13 protein-coding genes are annotated in these 17,466 nt (G+C 64.1%); 10 read left to right on the forward strand and 3 right to left on the reverse strand.

The genetic code is table 11. From position 1 onward, the window contains the following. The 9 genes from B3E94_RS01105 to B3E94_RS01145 form a co-directional block, all read left to right on the forward strand. Positions 1-1,420 (forward strand): sigma-54-dependent transcriptional regulator (locus tag B3E94_RS01105; protein ID WP_286912009.1); only part of this gene is annotated, 1,420 nt, incomplete at its 5' end. A gap of 720 nt (positions 1,421-2,140) precedes the next feature. Further along, complete coding sequence (locus B3E94_RS01110) at positions 2,141-3,529, forward strand: polynucleotide adenylyltransferase PcnB (protein ID WP_236237741.1); 1,389 nt, start codon at positions 2,141-2,143, stop codon at positions 3,527-3,529. Continuing rightward, entirely contained in the window at positions 3,526-4,005 is a 480-nt protein-coding gene (folK, locus tag B3E94_RS01115) for a 2-amino-4-hydroxy-6-hydroxymethyldihydropteridine diphosphokinase (protein ID WP_286912010.1), read from the forward strand. The genes B3E94_RS01110 and folK overlap by 4 nt, the downstream gene beginning before the upstream one ends. 251 nt (positions 4,006-4,256) lie before the next feature. Beyond that, entirely contained in the window at positions 4,257-5,057 is an 801-nt protein-coding gene (gene panB / locus B3E94_RS01120; protein ID WP_176517416.1) for a 3-methyl-2-oxobutanoate hydroxymethyltransferase, read from the forward strand. Continuing rightward, positions 5,054-5,917: a pantoate--beta-alanine ligase gene (panC, locus tag B3E94_RS01125; RefSeq protein WP_286912012.1), complete on the forward strand. Its 864-nt coding sequence runs from the start codon at positions 5,054-5,056 to the stop codon at positions 5,915-5,917. The genes panB and panC overlap by 4 nt, the downstream gene beginning before the upstream one ends. 194 nt (positions 5,918-6,111) lie before the next feature. Continuing rightward, the gene (pgi, locus tag B3E94_RS01130) at positions 6,112-7,776 is read left to right on the forward strand and encodes a glucose-6-phosphate isomerase (RefSeq protein ID WP_286912013.1); all 1,665 of its coding nucleotides are present in this window, start codon (positions 6,112-6,114) and stop codon (positions 7,774-7,776) included. Between the two features lie 189 nt (positions 7,777-7,965). Then, positions 7,966-9,900 carry an acetate--CoA ligase gene (acs, locus tag B3E94_RS01135; protein ID WP_286912014.1) on the forward strand — a complete coding sequence of 645 codons (1,935 nt, stop codon included), beginning with the start codon at positions 7,966-7,968 and terminating at the stop codon, positions 9,898-9,900. Positions 9,901-9,942: 42 nt separating this feature from the next. Further along, on the forward strand, positions 9,943-10,812 hold the full coding sequence (locus tag B3E94_RS01140; protein ID WP_286912016.1) for an oxygenase MpaB family protein: 870 nt from the start codon (positions 9,943-9,945) through the stop codon (positions 10,810-10,812). A 78-nt stretch (positions 10,813-10,890) separates the two neighbouring features. Further along, the gene (locus B3E94_RS01145; RefSeq protein WP_286912017.1) at positions 10,891-13,827 is read left to right on the forward strand and encodes a DUF748 domain-containing protein; all 2,937 of its coding nucleotides are present in this window, start codon (positions 10,891-10,893) and stop codon (positions 13,825-13,827) included. 105 nt (positions 13,828-13,932) lie between these two features. Here the strand turns inward: B3E94_RS01145 and B3E94_RS01150 are convergent, their stop codons facing one another. Next, complete coding sequence (locus B3E94_RS01150) at positions 13,933-14,346, reverse strand: VOC family protein (protein WP_019470460.1); 414 nt, start codon at positions 14,344-14,346, stop codon at positions 13,933-13,935. Positions 14,347-14,406: 60 nt separating this feature from the next. Here B3E94_RS01150 and B3E94_RS01155 point away from each other — a divergent pair, with 60 nt between their 5' ends. After that, complete coding sequence (locus tag B3E94_RS01155) at positions 14,407-14,709, forward strand: putative quinol monooxygenase (RefSeq protein ID WP_176517422.1); 303 nt, start codon at positions 14,407-14,409, stop codon at positions 14,707-14,709. Between the two features lie 77 nt (positions 14,710-14,786). Here the strand turns inward: B3E94_RS01155 and B3E94_RS01160 are convergent, their stop codons facing one another. Next, complete coding sequence (locus B3E94_RS01160) at positions 14,787-15,137, reverse strand: BON domain-containing protein (RefSeq protein WP_176517423.1); 351 nt, start codon at positions 15,135-15,137, stop codon at positions 14,787-14,789. A 263-nt stretch (positions 15,138-15,400) separates the two neighbouring features. Further along, positions 15,401-17,466, reverse strand: a 2,066-nt coding sequence (gene pnp / locus B3E94_RS01165; protein ID WP_286912019.1) for a polyribonucleotide nucleotidyltransferase, incomplete at its 5' end; no start/stop codon positions are given.

The following is a 17,466-nucleotide window of genomic DNA, read 5'->3' on the forward strand; positions in this document are numbered from 1 at the left end:
CGAAACCATCATCCGCTCGGCCTTGCGTCGCCTGCTCGAGCGGAACCAGTACCAGGTCAGCGAAGCCGGCTCGGTGCAGGAAGCCCAGGAACGCTTCAGCATTGCCACCTTCGACCTGATCGTCAGCGACCTGCGCCTGCCTGGCGCCCCGGGCACCGAGCTGATCAAGCTCGGCCAGGGCACGCCGGTGCTGATCATGACCAGCTACGCCAGCCTGCGCTCGGCGGTGGACTCGATGAAGATGGGCGCGGTGGACTACATCGCCAAGCCCTTCGACCATGACGAGATGCTCCAGGCCGTCGCCCGCATCCTGCGCGACCGTCCGGCCGCATCGCCAGCTGCCCCCGCTGCCGAACCACGCGCCAACGGCAAGGGCCCGGCGGCCGACAAGGCCAGCCCAGCCGCAGCTGCCAACGGTGAGATCGGCATCATCGGCTCGTGCCCGCCGATGCTGGACATGTACAGCAAGATCCGCAAAGTGGCGCCCACCGACTCCAATGTGCTGATCCAGGGCGAGTCCGGCACCGGCAAGGAGCTGGTCGCCCGCGCCCTGCACAACCTGTCGCGACGGGCCAAGGCGCCGATGATCTCGGTCAACTGCGCAGCCATTCCCGAGACGCTGATCGAGTCGGAACTGTTCGGCCACGAGAAAGGCGCATTCACCGGCGCCAGCGCCGGGCGCGCCGGCCTGGTGGAAGCCGCCGACGGCGGCACGCTGTTCCTCGACGAGATTGGCGAGCTGCCGCTGGAGGCCCAGGCCCGGTTGCTGCGCGTGCTGCAGGAAGGCGAGATTCGCCGGGTCGGCTCGGTGCAGTCGCAAAAGGTCGATGTGCGCCTGATCGCCGCCACCCACCGCGACTTGAAAAACCTGGCCAAGGCCGGGCAGTTCCGTGAAGACCTTTATTACCGCCTGCATGTGATCGCGCTGAAACTGCCTGCCCTGCGCGAGCGCGGCAGCGACGTCAACGAGATCGCCAATGCCTTCCTCGCCCGCCAGAGCGCGCGCATCGGGCGTGACGACCTGCACTTCTCGGCCGAAGCCGAGCAAGCCATCCGTCATTACAGCTGGCCGGGCAACGTGCGCGAACTGGAAAACGCCGTGGAGCGGGCGGTGATTCTCAGCGAGAGCGCGGAAATTTCCGCCGAGCTGCTGGGCATCGACATCGAACTGGGCGACCTGGACGACGACCTGCTCGACAACTCCCTGGTACCGATCGGCGTCAATGCCACCAACGCCAGCCATGAGCCGACCGAGGACCTGTCGCTGGAGGACTACTTCCAGCACTTCGTGCTCGAGCATCAGGACCACATGACCGAGACCGAGCTGGCGCGCAAGCTGGGTGTCAGCCGCAAGTGCCTGTGGGAGCGCCGCCAGCGCCTGGGCATCCCGCGCCGCAAGAGCAACGCCACCAGCGAGTGATGCGCCTTCACTGGCCCCAGGCGATGGGGCCAGTGTTCTCCCCTCCCCCGTAACACATCAGTTTCCGCAAAAATCTGTTACCCATCCTGCCCAGGCGTAACAGCCCCCGAGGTGTACGGTAACGAAATTTCTACATTTCGCCCCCGCCGAATCCCCCTCGAACCGCCCAAACCCTTGATTTAATTGAGTTTCCAAAAGTTGGCACGGCACCTGCTATATGTTTGGTACAAGAACAATAACAAGCACTGCAACTCAGAATAAGAACAAGACGAAACGGCTCACGCACAATAAAAACAAGACGGCGGAGGCGCAGCTAACTGATTCTTTTGGAGAGGATGCGTGTTTGGGGCTTGCCCCACGACCAGGCAGAGAACAACAAAAACTGCACTAAAAAGCAGCGCCTGAACTGGTTGGATCGAAAGGTCAACGTGACATCAGCGGCCAAAGCAATCCGTTTGCTCTTAACCCCTGGTTTGGGGGTCGTCCACAAGCGTTTGGATTTGTGGGCAGGGCACTCAACAAAAACAAGAAGCCCGGCAAAAAAACAATAAGAGCACGCAACGACTTCTTGGGGAGCTTAGGCTCCCCTTGTCGTTTCTCCCTTCCAGCAGACCAATCTGCGACCGCCTACACCATTCCCCGAGTAAATGCTAGAATCCCCGCCCATCATGCGGCCATTCTCCTATTCTTGGCCGAACATTCCTTCACACAGTGCATCCCATGCTGAAGAAGCTGTTCCAGTCTTTCCGCCCACCCGTACCGGGCCAGCACCACAAGCGCACCACGCCTGAGGTGATCAACAAGAGCCAACATTCGCTGCAGCGCCACCAGTTCAGCCGCCACGCGGTGAACATCGTCGAGCGCCTGCAGAGCGCGGGCTACCAGGCTTACCTGGTCGGTGGCTGTGTCCGCGACCTGATGCTGGGTATCACGCCCAAGGACTTCGACGTCGCCACCAGTGCCACGCCCGAACAGGTCCGTGCCGAGTTTCGCAATGCGCGCATCATTGGCCGCCGCTTCAAGCTGGTCCACGTGCATTTCGGCCGTGAGATCATCGAAGTCGCCACCTTCCGCGCCCACCACTCGGACGACGACCAGGGCGACAGCCACCGCTCGTCGCACAACGCCAGCGGCCGCATCCTGCGTGACAACGTCTACGGCACCTTGGAAGAAGACGCGCAGCGCCGCGACTTCACCATCAATGCCTTGTATTACGACCCGGTCAGCGAGCGTGTACTCGACTACGCCAACGGCGCACACGACATCCGCAACCGCCTGTTGCGCCTGATCGGCGACCCGACCCACCGCTACCAGGAAGACCCGGTACGCATGCTGCGCGCCGTGCGTTTCGCCGCCAAGCTCAATTTCGGCATCGAGAAGCACACCTTCAAGCCGATCCGCGAACTGGCTCCGATGCTGCGCGAAATCCCACCGGCGCGGCTGTTCGAGGAATGCCTCAAGCTGTTCCTGTCCGGCCAAGGGGCAATCGCCTTCGAAATGCTGGTCGACCTGGAGCTGTTCGAGCCGCTGTTCCCGGCCAGTGCCCACGCCCTGGAAGAGCGCCCGACCTACACCCACACCTTGATCAGCCAGGCACTGAACAACACCGACCTGCGCGTCAAGCAAGGCAAGCCGGTGACCCCGGCCTTCCTGTTCGCCGCGTTGCTCTGGCCGGCCCTGCCAAGCCGTGTGCTGCACCTGCAGAACCAAGGCGTACCGCCGATCCCGGCCATGAACGGCGCTGCCCACGACCTGATCGCCGAACAGTGCGCCCGCATCGCCATCCCCAAGCGTTTCACCCTGCCGATCCGCGAAATCTGGGACATGCAGGAACGCCTGCCACGGCGCAGCGGCAAACGTGCCGACCAGCTGCTGGACAACCCGCGTTTCCGCGCCGGCTACGACTTCCTGCTGCTGCGTGAAAGCGCCGGCGAGGAAACCGACGACCTGGGCCAATGGTGGACCGACTACCAGGAAGCCAACGACAGCGAACGCCGCGAGATGATCCGCGAGCTGGGCAGCCGTGACGAAGGCGGCGCTGGCGGCCCGCGCAAACGCAAGCGCAGCCCCAGCAAACGCAAGCGCGGCGGTGACGAGGCGTTCGAGTGACCACTCGCGCCTTCATTGGCCTGGGCAGCAACCTCGACGCCCCGGCCGAACAGCTGCGCAGCGCCCTGCAGGCGCTGGACCAGCTCGATGGCACACGCCTGGCAGCGGCCTCGGCCCTGTACACCAGCGACTCGCTGCTGCCTGGCCAGCCACGCTACACCAACGCCGTCGCCGCACTGGATACCGCACTCGCGCCGCTGGCCTTGCTCGACGCCCTGCAGGCCATCGAGCTTGACCAGGGCCGCGTGCGCAAGGAACGCTGGGGGCCGCGCACGCTGGACCTCGACATCCTGCTGTTCGGCGACCAGATCATCGACGTGCCGCGCCTGCAGGTGCCGCACTACCACATGCACGCCCGCCCCTTCGTGCTGTATCCGCTGGCCGAGCTGGTGCCGCACGACTTCCAGCTGGCCGATGGCCGCGCCCTCGCCCAGATGCTCGAAGCCTGCCCTTACGTTGGGCTGGAGCGCCTGTAATCCGGGCGCTTCGGCCTGCGGTAACGCCAGTAACACCCTGTTAGTAACATTGCGGTAACAGGGTCATTGACTTCCCCCACCTCGCTCACGACTATAGGCGTCCCGTGTGACACCATAGTGCCGCACACCCGTATTTAGGCCCGGACGGACCTGTGCCCGAACATCACGCGCGATGATGTGCCGCTCCGGAAGATGACTACACGCGTTGTTTGCAGTCGTTTTTCACAGCGCCTGAACGAGGATTTTCCTACATGCCTGAAGTAACCCTGACCACCCTCAACGGCCTCAAGGCCAAGGGTGAAAAGATCACCATGCTGACCTGCTACGACGCGACCTTCGCCAAGGCCGCCAGCCAGGCCGGCGTCGAAGTGTTGCTGGTGGGCGACTCGCTGGGCATGGTCCTGCAGGGCCATGACAGCACACTGCCGGTCACCACCAGCGAAATGGCCTACCACACCGCCTGCGTCAAACGCGGCAACGACGGCGCGCTGATCCTCGCCGACCTGCCGTTCATGGCCCACGCCACGCCCGAGCAGGCGTTCGCCAACTGCGCCACGCTGATGCGTGCCGGCGCCCACATGATCAAGCTCGAAGGCGCCGCCTGGCTCGCCGACACCATTCGCCTGCTGGCCGAACGCGGCGTCCCGGTGTGCGCGCACATGGGCCTGACTCCACAGACGGTCAACGTGCTGGGTGGCTACAAGGTGCAAGGCCGCCAGGAAGCGCAAGCGCGGCAGATGCGTGCCGACGCCATCGCCCTGGAGCAGGCCGGCGCGGCCATGCTGCTGCTCGAATGCGTGCCCAGCGAGCTGGCTGCGGAAATCTCCCAGGCAGTGGGCATCCCGGTGATCGGCATCGGCGCCGGCAGCGCCACCGATGGCCAGGTGCTGGTGCTGCACGACATGCTCGGCCTGTCGCTGAGCGGCCGGGTGCCGAAGTTCGTGAAGAACTTCATGGCCGGCCAGCCCGACATCGAGAGCGCCCTGGCCGCCTACGTCAAGGCGGTGAAAGAGGTCAGCTTCCCAGGCAGCGAACACGGGTTCAGTGCATGAATACAGTCAAGACCGTCCGCGAACTGCGCGCCGCCGTGGCCCGCGCCCGCGGCGAAGGCAAGCGCATTGCCTTCGTGCCGACCATGGGCAACCTGCACAGCGGCCACGCGGCCCTGGTGATCAAGGCCGCCCAGCGCGCCGATTTCGTGGTGGCCAGCATCTTCGTCAACCCGCTGCAGTTCGGCGCCAACGAAGACCTCGACAAGTACCCGCGCACCCTCGCCGCCGACCAGCAACGCCTGCTCGAAGCCGGCTGCCACTTGCTGTTCGCCCCCACCGTCGATGAGATGTACCCCGACGGCATGGGCGTGCAAACCCGCGTCAGCGTGCCTCACCTGTCCGAAGGCCTGTGCGGCGCCAGCCGCCCGGGGCATTTCGAGGGCGTGGCGACGGTGGTCAGCAAGCTGTTCAACATGGTGCAGCCGGACCTTGCCGTGTTCGGTGAGAAGGACTTCCAGCAGCTGGCCGTGATCCGCGCCATGGTGCGTGACCTGAACATGCCCATCCAGATCATCGGCGAGCCCACCGTGCGCGCCGAAGATGGCCTGGCGCTGTCGTCGCGCAATGGTTACCTCACCCCCGAGCAGCGCGCTGCCGCCCCGGCGCTGTACCGTACCCTGCAGCACATCGGCGCAGCCATCGGCCGTGGCCAGCGTGATTTCGCCGCGCTGGTTGGCGAAGGGCAGGCGCAGCTCGCCGCAGCGGGCATGCGCCCGGATTACCTGGAAGTGCGCCATGCGCTCAGCTTGCGCCCGGCACAGCTGGACGATCGTGACCTGGTGGTGATTGCCGCGGCTTACCTGGGTAACACGCGGTTGATCGACAACCTGTACCTGCACGTGGAAGACAAGACCGCGTAGCCGGCACTCTATCCAGAGAACAACGCCATACCTGTGGGAGCCGGCTTGCCGGCGATTGGGCGCCAATGGCGCCCCTTTCAAATCCCCCGCTCCCCCATTCCCTGCGCGTGCCCTTTGCCTATAATGATGGCCAGCCTGAACCCGGCAATCACTGCCCGGTCCAAGCACCACCACGCATCAAGGAATTCTGCGCAATGGCGTATTACCGTACACCCCACGATGTTACGGCCCTGCCCGCCTGGCAGGCACTCCAGCAACACCGCGACGCCATGCAAGGCTTCAGCATGCGCGAAGCCTTTGCCGCCGATGCCCAGCGCTTCGAACAGTTCTCCCTGAGCTGCTGCGGCCTGTTCCTCGATTACTCGAAAAACCTGATCAACGAACAAACCCGCGACCTGCTGGTGCAACTGGCCGAACAAGTCGGCCTGCAGGACGCCATCAAGTCGATGTTCAGCGGCGAGGTCATCAACGCCTCCGAAGGCCGCCCGGTCCTGCACACCGCCCTGCGCCGCCCGGTGGGCGACAAGCTCAGCGTCAATGGCGTGAACGTGATGCCGGAAGTGCACAAGGTGCTCAACCAGATCACCGAACTGGTTGGCCGAATTCATGACGGCCTGTGGCGCGGCTACAGCGAAAAGCCGATCACCGACGTGGTCAACATCGGCATCGGCGGCTCGTTCCTCGGCCCTGAACTGGTGTCCGAAGCCCTGCTGCCCTACGCCCAGCGTGGGGTGCGCTGCCATTACCTGGCCAACATCGACGGCAGCGAATTCCACGAGCTGTCGGCCAACCTGCGCGCCGAAACCACCCTGTTCATCGTCTCGTCGAAATCGTTCAACACCCTCGAGACCCTGAAGAACGCCATGGCCGCGCGTACCTGGTACCTGGCCCAGGGCGGCTCGGAGGCCGAGCTGTACCGCCACTTCATCGCCGTGTCGAGCAACAAGGCCGCGGCCGTGGCCTTCGGCATCCGCGAAGAGAACATCTTCCCGATGTGGGACTGGGTTGGCGGGCGCTATTCGCTGTGGTCGGCGATCGGCCTGCCGATCGCCCTGGCCATCGGTACCGCCAACTTCAAGGAACTGCTGTCCGGTGCCTACACCATGGACCAGCACTTCCAGACCGCGCCATTCGAGAAGAACATGCCGGTGCTGCTGGCCTTGCTCGGCGTGTGGTACGGCAACTTCTGGGGCGCCCGCAGCCACGCGATCCTGCCTTACGACCACTACCTGCGCAACATCACCAAGCACCTGCAGCAGCTGGACATGGAGTCCAACGGCAAGAGCGTGCTGACCGATGGCACGCCGGTGAAGACCGATACCGGCCCGGTGATCTGGGGTGGCGTGGGCTGCAACGGCCAGCATGCCTACCACCAGCTGCTGCACCAGGGCACCCAGCTGATTCCCGCCGACTTCATCGTCCCGGTGGTGAGCTTCAACCCGGTCGCCGACCACCATCAGTGGCTGTACGCCAACTGCCTGTCGCAAAGCCAGGCACTGATGCTCGGCAAGACCCGTGAGGAGGCCGAGGCCGAGCTGCGCCAGAAGGGCCTGAACGAAGCCGATATCGCCAAGCTGGCGCCGCACAAGGTGATCCCGGGCAACCGCCCGAGCAACACCCTGGTGGTCGAGCGCATCAGCCCGCGCCGCCTTGGCGCGCTGGTGGCGATGTACGAGCACAAGGTGTTCGTGCAGAGCGTGATCTGGGGTATCAACGCCTTCGACCAGTGGGGCGTGGAGTTGGGCAAGGAGCTGGGCAAGGGCGTCTACCAGCGCTTGGTGGGCAGCCTGGAAGACAGCGCCGAGGACGGCTCGACCCAGGGCCTGATCAACTTCTTCCGCGGCCGTCATCGCGGCTGATCTTGTAGGCCCAATCGCCGGCAAGCCGGCTCCCACAGGTACGCCACTGAATTCAAGAACAGTGCTAACCCTGTGGGAGCCGGCTTGCCGGCGATTGGCCTGAAAGCTTGAACACCACCCCCAGCTACACTGTCCAATCGAATAGCCGTTGCAGTCCATCGCCCCCAAAAAGAGCAAGGACCACCCGCCATGTTCGATATCCGCGACTATCCCCAGGCCCTGGCTGTCAGCCAGTCCGCCAGCCTCTCCCCCGACGACTACCGCCGCCTCTACCGCCAGTCGGTCGAAGACCCCGACACCTTCTGGGCCGAGCAAGCCAAGCGCCTGGACTGGATCAAGCCCTGGTCAAGCGTGCAGCAATGCGACCTGAAGACCGGCAAGGCGCGCTGGTTCGACGGCGGCCAACTCAATGTCAGCTACAACTGCATCGACCGCCACCTGGCCCGGCGCGGCGAACAGACCGCCCTGCTGTGGGAAGGCGACGACCCCAAGGATGCCAAGGCCATCACCTACCGCGAACTGCACCGCCAGGTCTGCCGCCTGGCCAATGCCCTCAAGGCGCGCGGGGTGAAAAAAGGCGACCGGGTGTGCATCTACATGCCGATGATCCCCGAGGCCGCCTACGCCATGCTCGCCTGCACGCGCATCGGCGCCATCCATTCGGTGGTGTTCGGCGGTTTCTCCCCGGATGCCCTGCGCGACCGCATTCTCGATGCCGACTGCCGCACCGTGATCACCGCCGATGAAGGCGTGCGCGGCGGCAAGCGCATCCCGCTCAAGCAAAACGTAGACAAGGCCCTGGCCAGTTGCCCGGCCGTCAGCAGCGTACTGGTGGTGCAACGCACTGGTGGCGAGGTGGCCTGGAGCGAAGGCCGCGACCTCTGGTATCACCAGGCGACCCAAAACGCCGGCGACGACTGCCCCGTGGAACCGATGGCAGCCGAAGATCCGCTGTTCATCCTCTACACCTCCGGCAGCACCGGCAAACCCAAGGGCGTGCTGCACACCACCGGCGGCTACCTGCTGCAGGCGACGATGACCTTCAAGGTGGTGTTCGACTACCGCGACGGCGAAGTGTTCTGGTGCACCGCCGACGTCGGCTGGGTCACCGGCCACAGCTACATCGTCTACGGCCCGCTGGCCAACGGCGCGATCTCGCTGATGTTCGAAGGCGTGCCCAACTACCCCGACACCTCGCGCTTCTGGCAGGTGGTCGACAAGCACCAGGTGAACATCTTCTACACCGCCCCCACTGCCCTGCGCGCGCTGATGCGCGAGGGCTCGGCGCCGCTGCAGAGCACTTCGCGCAAGAGCCTGCGCCTGCTTGGCAGCGTCGGCGAGCCGATCAACCCCGAGGCCTGGGAGTGGTATTTCGAAGCGGTCGGGCAAACACGCTGCCCCATCGTCGACACCTGGTGGCAGACCGAAACCGGCGGCATCATGCTCACGCCGCTGCCTGGCACGCTGAAGCTCAAGCCCGGTTGCGCCACCCAGCCCATGTTCGGCGTGCAGCCGGTGCTGCTGGACGACCAGGGCAAGCTGATCGAGGGCCCGGGCGCCGGGCTGCTGGCGATCAAGGCCAGCTGGCCAGGGCAGATCCGCAGCGTCTATGGCGACCACCAGCGCATGGTCGACACCTATTTCAAACCTATGCCCGGCTACTACTTCACCGGCGACGGCGCCCGCCGCGACGCCGATGGCGACTACTGGATCACCGGCCGCATCGACGATGTGATCAACGTCTCCGGCCACCGCATCGGCACTGCCGAAGTGGAAAGCGCGCTGGTGCTGCACGACAGCGTCGCCGAGGCCGCCGTGGTCGGCTACCCGCACGACCTCAAGGGCCAAGGCGTGTACGCCTTCGTCACGACCATGAACGGCATCACTCCGGACGACGCCCTCAAGGCCGAGCTGCTGGCCCTGGTGAGCAAGGAAATCGGCAGCTTCGCCAAACCCGAGCTGATTCAGTGGGCGCCGGCGTTGCCCAAGACCCGCTCGGGCAAGATCATGCGGCGTATACTGCGCAAGATCGCCTGCAACGAGCTGGACAACCTGGGCGATACGTCGACCCTGGCCGACCCGAGCGTGGTCCAGGGGCTGATCGACACACGGCTCAATCAATAGCTGGCGGCCAGCGTCCATGGCCGCCCTGAACCACAGGTCGCCATGGAAGCCCTACGTCGCCGCATCGAAACCCAGGTCATGAGCCTTACCGGGCTGGCCCTCGGCCAGCTCGACCTGGAATCGCCCAAGGGCGACCCCGGCCTGTTCGGCCCACAGAGCATCAGCTGGCAGGTGCATGGCGATTTTCCGAGCATGCTGGTCGGCGGCATCAGCGCCTTGCTCCTGCAGTTGCTGCACCCGCTGGCACTGGCCGGGGTATGGGACCACTCCAACTTTCGCGAAGACTTGCTGGGCCGCCTGCGGCGCACCAGCCAGTTCATCTCCGGCACCACCTTCGGTTCGACCCGCGATGCCCAGTGGCTGATCGACAAGGTGCGCACCATTCACCTGCAGGTCACAGGCACAGCGCCCGATGGCCGCGCCTATGCCGCCAGCGACCCCGACTTGCTGACCTGGGTGCACGTGGCCGAAGTCAGCAGCTTCCTCGCCGCCCACCTGCGCTATCGCAACCCGCAGCTCTCGCGCGCCGACCAGGACGCCTACTACGCTGAAATCGCGCTGGTCGCCGAGCGCCTGGGCGCGCGCGATGTGCCGCGCTCGTGCCAGCAGGTCGAGGATTACCTGCGGCAGATGCGCGCACAGATGCAGTGCGATGCGCGCAGCCTGGAGGTGGTCGAGATCCTGCTCAAGGCCCCCGCCCCCAGCCGCCTGGCGCAACCTGTGGGCAAGCTGATGCTGCACGCCGGCATCGACCTGCTGCCGGACTGGGCCCAGGCCCTGCTGGGCCTTGAGCATGGCCCGCTGCAGCGGCGGCTGATTCGCCTGGGCCTGAAACGCACCGCCCCCGTGCTGCGCTGGGCGATGCGCGATGGCTCGGCGCATCGCGCCAGGCGGCGCATGGGTATCGAGTGACGGGGCGTGGTCGCCCCAGCGGAACCGATTTAACCTGCCATACTCCAAGCACTCTTGCTTAGACAGACGATGCGACACATGTACAAAGGATTGACTCGCGCCCTCGGCGCCGTGCTAGCCCTCGTGGCCCTCTACAGCCTGCTTGGCTTCCTGATTCTCCCTGGCGTTGGCCTGCGCATCGCCAACCAGCAGCTGGCGCATTACGCCACTGTGCCGGCGCAACTCAAACGTATCGAATTCAACCCATTCAGCCTCGAGCTGACCTTGTGGGGCCTGCAGATCGGCGAGCCCGGCAAGGAACAGGTCGGCTTCGAGCGGCTGTACGCCAACCTGGCGCTGGACAGCGCCTGGAAAGGCGCCCTGCACCTGCAGGCGGTAGAGCTCGACAAGCCGCGCAACGAGGTGGTGTTCGCCAAGGACGGTACGCTCAACCTGACCCAGCTGTTCAAGCTGCCCGCCAGCGAGCCGCAGCCCGAACAGCCCCCCAGCGACCCCTTCCCGCTGCGTATCGGCAGCATCAAGCTCAGCGGCGGCTACCTGCACTTCGCCGACCAGCGCCCGAGCGAGCCGATCGAGTTCATCTACGACGACATGAACCTGGAGCTGAAGAACCTCAGCACCCTGCCTGACGACAACGCCGACATGACCCTGGTGGCACGCGGGCCCAATGGCGGGCGCGTGGACTGGAGCGGCACCCTGAGCCTGTCGCCGATTGCCTCCGAAGGCACCTTGAAGGTCACCGATGGCAAGATGAAGCTGTTCTGGCCCTATGTGCGCGACGCCGTGCCGTTGGTGCTGGAGGACGGGGTGTTCAGCCTCGACACCCACTACAAGCTCAACTTGTCCAAGACCACCGAGGTGCTGCTCGACAAGACCTCGCTGCGCATCGCTCCATTCGCCATCAAGGCCCCGGACGATCGCCCTCTGGCGCGCCTGGCCAGCCTTGAGGTGAGCGACACGTCCATCGACCTGGCCAAGCAGCTGGTCACCGTGGGCAAGGTGCGCAGCGAAAAACTGGAAACCTGGGCGGCGCTGGAAAAAGACGGCCAGCTCGATTGGCAGAAGCTGTTCGCCAGCCAACCTGCCAAGGCGACCCCCAAGGAAAAAGCCGAACCCGCCGCGGCCGAGCCAACCCCCGAAGAAAAAGCCGCCAAGGAGCCGAGCAAGCCTTGGCAGGTGCTGCTGCAGGACGTGCAACTGCGCAACTACCAAGTGCACCTGGCCGACCGCAGCCAGAAGGAGCCGGTGGCCCTGGATGTCGGCCCGCTGAACCTAGACCTGCAGGGCTTCGACAGCCTCAACCAGTCGCCCTTCACCCTCAAGCTCGACACCGGCATCGGCAAGCAGGGCAAGCTGCAGGCCGCAGGCCAGGTGAACCTGGCGCCGGTAACCGCCAAGCTCGATGTCAGCACCCGGGACATCGACCTGCGTATCGCCCAGGCCTACCTCAGCCCGTACATCCGCCTGGAGCTGCGCAGCGGCATGCTCGCCAGCGACCTCAAGGTCGACCTCAAGAGCACCGAGCCATTGGCCTTCAGCGTGGCCGGCAAGGCCCAGGTGAACCAACTGCATACCTTGGACACCATCAAGGACCGCGACTTCGTCAAATGGCAGCAGGTGAACGTGGACGGCCTGTCCTACGTCCACGGTGATGCCCTGTCGATCGACAAGGTGACGCTGCTGCAGCCCTATGCGCGCTTCATCATCAACGAAGACCGCACCACCAACGTCTCCGACATGCTCATTGAACAGCCGGCGGGCGGTGCCAGTTCCGGCACGGCCAGCAAGCCCAGCGCGCCTGCCAGCAAACCGCTGGGCATCCGCATCGGGCAGATCGCCATCAACGATGGCTCGGCCAACTTCGCCGACCTCACCCTGACCCCGAACTTCGCCACTGCCGTGCAGCAACTCAATGGCCAGATCGGCACCATCGACAACCGCAAGCCGGCGCCGGCCAAGGTCGACATCAAGGGCAAGGTCGACCGCTACGCACCGGTCACCATCAAGGGCGCGCTGAACCCGTTCAACCCGCTGGCCAGCCTGGACATCGCCACCAGCTTCAAGCGCGTCGAACTGACCACGCTGACCCCCTACTCCGGCAAGTTCGCCGGCTACCGTATCCGCAAGGGCCGCCTGAACCTGGACCTGCACTACCTGATCACCAACGGCCAGCTCAAGGCCGAGAACAAGGTGGTGGTGGAGCAGCTGCAATTGGGCGAGAAAGTCGACAGCCCGGACGCGGTGGATTTGCCCATTCGCCTGGCCGTCGCCCTGCTCAAGGACACCGAAGGCAAGATCTCGATCGAGCTGCCGGTCACCGGCGACCTCAACAACCCGCAGTTCAGCGTCATGCCGATCGTCTGGCAGACCCTGCGCAACCTGGTGCTGCGCGCGGCCCAGGCGCCGTTCAAGTTCATCGGCGGGTTGATTGCCGGCGGTGGCGACGACGACCTCGGCAGTGTCGCCTTCGCCCCCGGCTCCAGCGAGCTTAGCGGCGATGCGCAATCGGCCCTGGACAAGCTGGCCTCGGCCCTCAAGGCGCGCCCTGAGTTGCGCCTGGAGATCGAGGGCACCAGCGCCCAGAGCAGCGACGGCCCGCTGATTGCCCAGCAGCGCCTGGAGCGCGAGTACCAGGCCACCTGGTACAAGATCCTGCAACGGCGTGGTGACAAGGTACCGGCCAATGCCTCGCAGCTGGTGGTCGACGACAGCGACAAGCCGGCGATGCTCGAAGGCATCTACCGCACCCGCCTGAAGCAGCAGCCGCCCGCCGAATGGCAGCAGCTGGGGCGTGACGAGCGCACCGCCAAGCTGCGCGAGGCGGTGATCAAGTCGTGGGCCGAGAGCGCTGCCCTGCTGCGCAACCTGGGCCAGGAGCGGGCCAGCAGCATCAAGGATTACCTGGTCGACAAGGGCAAGCTCGAAGATGACCGGGTGTACTTCATCGACACCAGCCTGGGGCAGGCTGAGAAAGATGGCCGGATGGTTACCCCGATGCATCTGGATGCCGAGTGACTTCGATCGCCTGTTCAGGCCCTATCGCCGGCAAGCCGGCTCCCACACTGTACCTGTGGGAGCCGGCTTGCCGGCGATAGGGCCACCGGCTTCGACGCAGCAGCTTCAGACCAGCCGCTGCCCCGACACCGCCGGATGATAAAGCGGCTGCACCTTGTTCCCCGCCGGGTCCAGCAAGTGGAAGCTGCGCGCCCCGTCACCATGGTTGAACGGCCGGTCGAGCAAGGTCACCCCACGCGCCTTGAAGTACTGGTACCACGCCTCCAGCTCCTCGACGCTGTCGACGATGAACCCATAATGGTCCAGGGTCTGCAGCCCATTGGCCGCCCCTGCGCCACGCCCCAGCGAGAGGTTGTCGTTGCCACAGGTGAGGTACACCAGGTCCTCGTTGGCGCGGTTGAGCACCTCCATGCCCAGCACATCGACATAGAAGCGCTCGCACTCTTCCAGATTGGGTACCAGCAGGGCGATATGACGCAGGCCGTTCAGGCGACCCGGGCGGGCAGGTAATTCAGACATTGGCGCGGCTCCGTTTTTGTATACAATTCATATCTGAATTTAAAACAAAAGGAGCGTCTTGTGTACAGCCTGTTCATCAAGACTCGCGTGAAACCCGGTTGCGCCGAAGCCTTTCTCACTGCCATCAACGTCAATGCCGCCGCCTCGGTAGCCACCGAGCCAGGCTGCCTGGTGTTCGATGTGTCCCAAGACCGGGCCGACCCCGAGGTGATCTACCTGTACGAGATCTACCAGGACGACGACGCCTATGAAGCCCACACCCGCACCGCGCATTTTCGCGACAGCCGCCCACTGGTCGAGCCGCTGATTCTCGAACAGGAATATTTCGAAAGCGATGTGATCGCCCGCAACCCGGTGAACTGAGCGGCAATGAAAAGCCCCGGCCGAGGCCGGGGCTTTGGGTGAAAGTGGCCAAATCCTTTTGGCCGACGAGACATTCCTTATTCGGCTTTCAGGCCGTCAGCCGAAACGGCCTTCACGCCTTTGATCTTCTTGGTGATGTCGACTGCCATTTTTTTCTGCGATTCGGTCACGGCAGTGGTGGACGAGAGCGAAACCACACCTTTGTTGGTCTCGACCTTGATGTCAGAGCCCGGGATGCCTTTTTCAGTCATCAGGTCCGATTTGACCTTGGTGGTGATCCAGGTATCGGAGGTCGCTTCCTTGGCTTTGGTCATTTCACCGGCCGCCAGCGTCATTGGGGCCTGCGTGGACTGCTGGGCAAACGCCGCGTTAGCCATGGTCAGGGTCAGAGCGGTAGCAGTAGCGGCAGCAATGGCGAACTTCTTCATGTGGGTCACTCCTGTTTTTTTCAAAGGTCTGCGCCGTGTGTCCTGGCGGCAGGTAACAAGGTAGTTGCATGCGCTGTGCCAGCTTTTCCGCTTCGCTTGTTTCCTTGTAAATCAATAACTTAGAGTAGATGCCGGGTCCATCGAATCGTGCAATTTGCAATCTGCAGGGTAAAACTGCATGCAAGATGCAAGTGCGCAAAAGGTTCCCGCAAGCCAATAAAAAAAGGGCCCCGAAGGGCCCTTTTTCACAGCGTGTCAGTCACTCAGACGCCGGAAGCCTTGGCTGCGGCAACGTCCTTGATCGACAGCTTGATACGGCCGCGGTTGTCCACGTCCAGTACCAGTACTTCCACTTCCTGACCTTCTTTCAGAATGTCGGTCACTTTCTCTACGCGAGCATCGCTGAGCATCGAGATGTGAACCAGGCCATCCTTGCCAGGCAGGATGTTGACGAAGGCGCCGAAGTCGACGATACGCTCGACCTTGCCCACGTAGATCTTGCCGATCTCGGCCTCGGCAGTGATGCCCAGGACGCGCTGGCGAGCTGCCTCGGCCGCTTCCTTGGTTTCGCCGAAGATCTTGATCGAGCCATCGTCTTCGATGTCGATCGAAGCCTTGGTTTCTTCGCAGATGGCGCGGATGGTGGCGCCGCCTTTACCGATGACGTCACGGATCTTGTCGGTGTCGATCTTCATCGCGATCATGGTCGGTGCGTTGGCCGACAGCTCGGTACGCGACTGGGCGATGATCTGGTTCATCTGGCCGAGGATGTTCAGGCGCGCTTCCAGGGCCTGGCCCAGGGCGATTTCCATGATCTCTTCGGTGATGCCGTTGATCTTGATGTCCATCTGCAGCGCGGTCACGCCTTTGGCGGTACCGGCTACCTTGAAGTCCATGTCGCCCAGGTGGTCTTCGTCACCCAGGATGTCGGTCAGGATTGCGAACTTCTCGCCTTCCTTGACCAGGCCCATGGCGATACCGGCAACCGGTGCCTTCATCGGCACACCGGCGTCCATCAGGGCCAGGGAAGCACCGCAGACCGAAGCCATGGAGCTGGAGCCGTTGGATTCGGTGATTTCCGACACCACGCGGATGGTGTACGGGAACACGTCGGCGGCCGGCAGCATGGCCTGGACCGAACGGCGGGCCAGACGGCCGTGGCCGATTTCACGACGGCCAGCACCACCCATGCGGCCACACTCGCCTACCGAGAACGGTGGGAAGTTGTAGTGCAGCATGAACGGGTCTTTCTTCTCGCCTTCGAGGGTGTCCAGCAGCTGGGCGTCACGGGCAGTACCCAGGGTCGCGACGACCAGGGCCTGGGTTTCGCCACGGGTGAACAGGGCCGAGCCGTGGGTCTTGGGCAGCACGCCGACTTCGATGGCCAGCGGGCGCACGGTCTTGGTGTCACGGCCATCGATACGCGGCTTGCCGTTGACGATGTTCTCGCGAACGGTGCGGTATTCGATCTCGCCGAAGATGTCTTTGACTTCCGAAGCCGAAGGCTGGCCTTCTTCACCGGAGAACTTGGCCACTGCCTGATCGCGCAGTTCGCCCAGGCGCGCATAACGGTCGGCCTTGACGGTGATGGTGTAGCCCTGCGAAACGCCTTCGCCGAATTCGGCGCGGATGGCGTTGAGCAGCTCGGTGTTGGCAACGGCCGGTTTCCAGTCCCAGGTCGGCTTGCCGGCTTCGGCAGCCAGTTCCTTGACAGCCTGGATGACCGACTGGAATTCGTCGTGGGCGAACAGTACGGCGCCCAGCATCTGGTCTTCGGTCAGCTCTTGGGCTTCCGATTCAACCATCAGTACAGCGGATTCGGTACCGGCCACGACCATGTCCAGGCTCGAAGCCTGCAGCTGCTCGTAGGTCGGGTTCAGCAGGTAGCCGGTGCTCTCGTGGAAGGCAACGCGGGCGGCGCCGATCGGGCCTTCGAACGGAATGCCGGAGATGGCCAGGGCAGCCGAGGTACCGATTATCGCAGCGATGTCCGGATCGGTCTTCTTGCTGGTGGAAACCACGGTGCAGACGACCTGGACTTCGTTCATGAAGCCTTCAAGGAACAGCGGGCGGATCGGACGGTCGATCAGGCGCGAGGTCAGGGTCTCTTTCTCGGAAGGACGGCCTTCACGCTTGAAGAAGCCACCAGGGATCTTGCCAGCGGCATAGGTCTTTTCCTGGTAGTGGACCGACAGCGGGAAGAAGCCCTTGCCCGGGTCGGCCTGCTTGGCGCCGACCACGGTCACCAGCACGGTAACGTCGTTGTCGACGGTCACCAGCACGGCGCCGGTCGCCTGACGGGCGATGCGGCCCGTTTCGAGAGTAACGG

The sequence above is a fragment of the Pseudomonas sp. UBA6315 genome, from assembly GCF_002438125.1.
Taxonomy (GTDB): domain Bacteria; phylum Pseudomonadota; class Gammaproteobacteria; order Pseudomonadales; family Pseudomonadaceae; genus Aquipseudomonas; species Aquipseudomonas faucium.

Bases quoted from the DNA above. Each gene is read 5' to 3' on its own strand.
- B3E94_RS01110 (WP_236237741.1), top strand. From the start codon at position 2,141: ATGCTGAAGAAGCTGTTCCAGTCTTTCCGCCCACCCGTACCGGGCCAG.
- panB (WP_176517416.1), top strand. From the start codon at position 4,257: ATGCCTGAAGTAACCCTGACCACCCTCAACGGCCTCAAGGCCAAGGGT.
- panC (WP_286912012.1), top strand. From the start codon at position 5,054: ATGAATACAGTCAAGACCGTCCGCGAACTGCGCGCCGCCGTGGCCCGC.
- pgi (WP_286912013.1), top strand. From the start codon at position 6,112: ATGGCGTATTACCGTACACCCCACGATGTTACGGCCCTGCCCGCCTGG.
- acs (WP_286912014.1), top strand. From the start codon at position 7,966: ATGTTCGATATCCGCGACTATCCCCAGGCCCTGGCTGTCAGCCAGTCC.
- B3E94_RS01140 (WP_286912016.1), top strand. From the start codon at position 9,943: ATGGAAGCCCTACGTCGCCGCATCGAAACCCAGGTCATGAGCCTTACC.
- B3E94_RS01145 (WP_286912017.1), top strand. From the start codon at position 10,891: ATGTACAAAGGATTGACTCGCGCCCTCGGCGCCGTGCTAGCCCTCGTG.
- B3E94_RS01150 (WP_019470460.1), bottom strand. From the start codon at position 14,346: ATGTCTGAATTACCTGCCCGCCCGGGTCGCCTGAACGGCCTGCGTCAT.
- B3E94_RS01160 (WP_176517423.1), bottom strand. From the start codon at position 15,137: ATGAAGAAGTTCGCCATTGCTGCCGCTACTGCTACCGCTCTGACCCTG.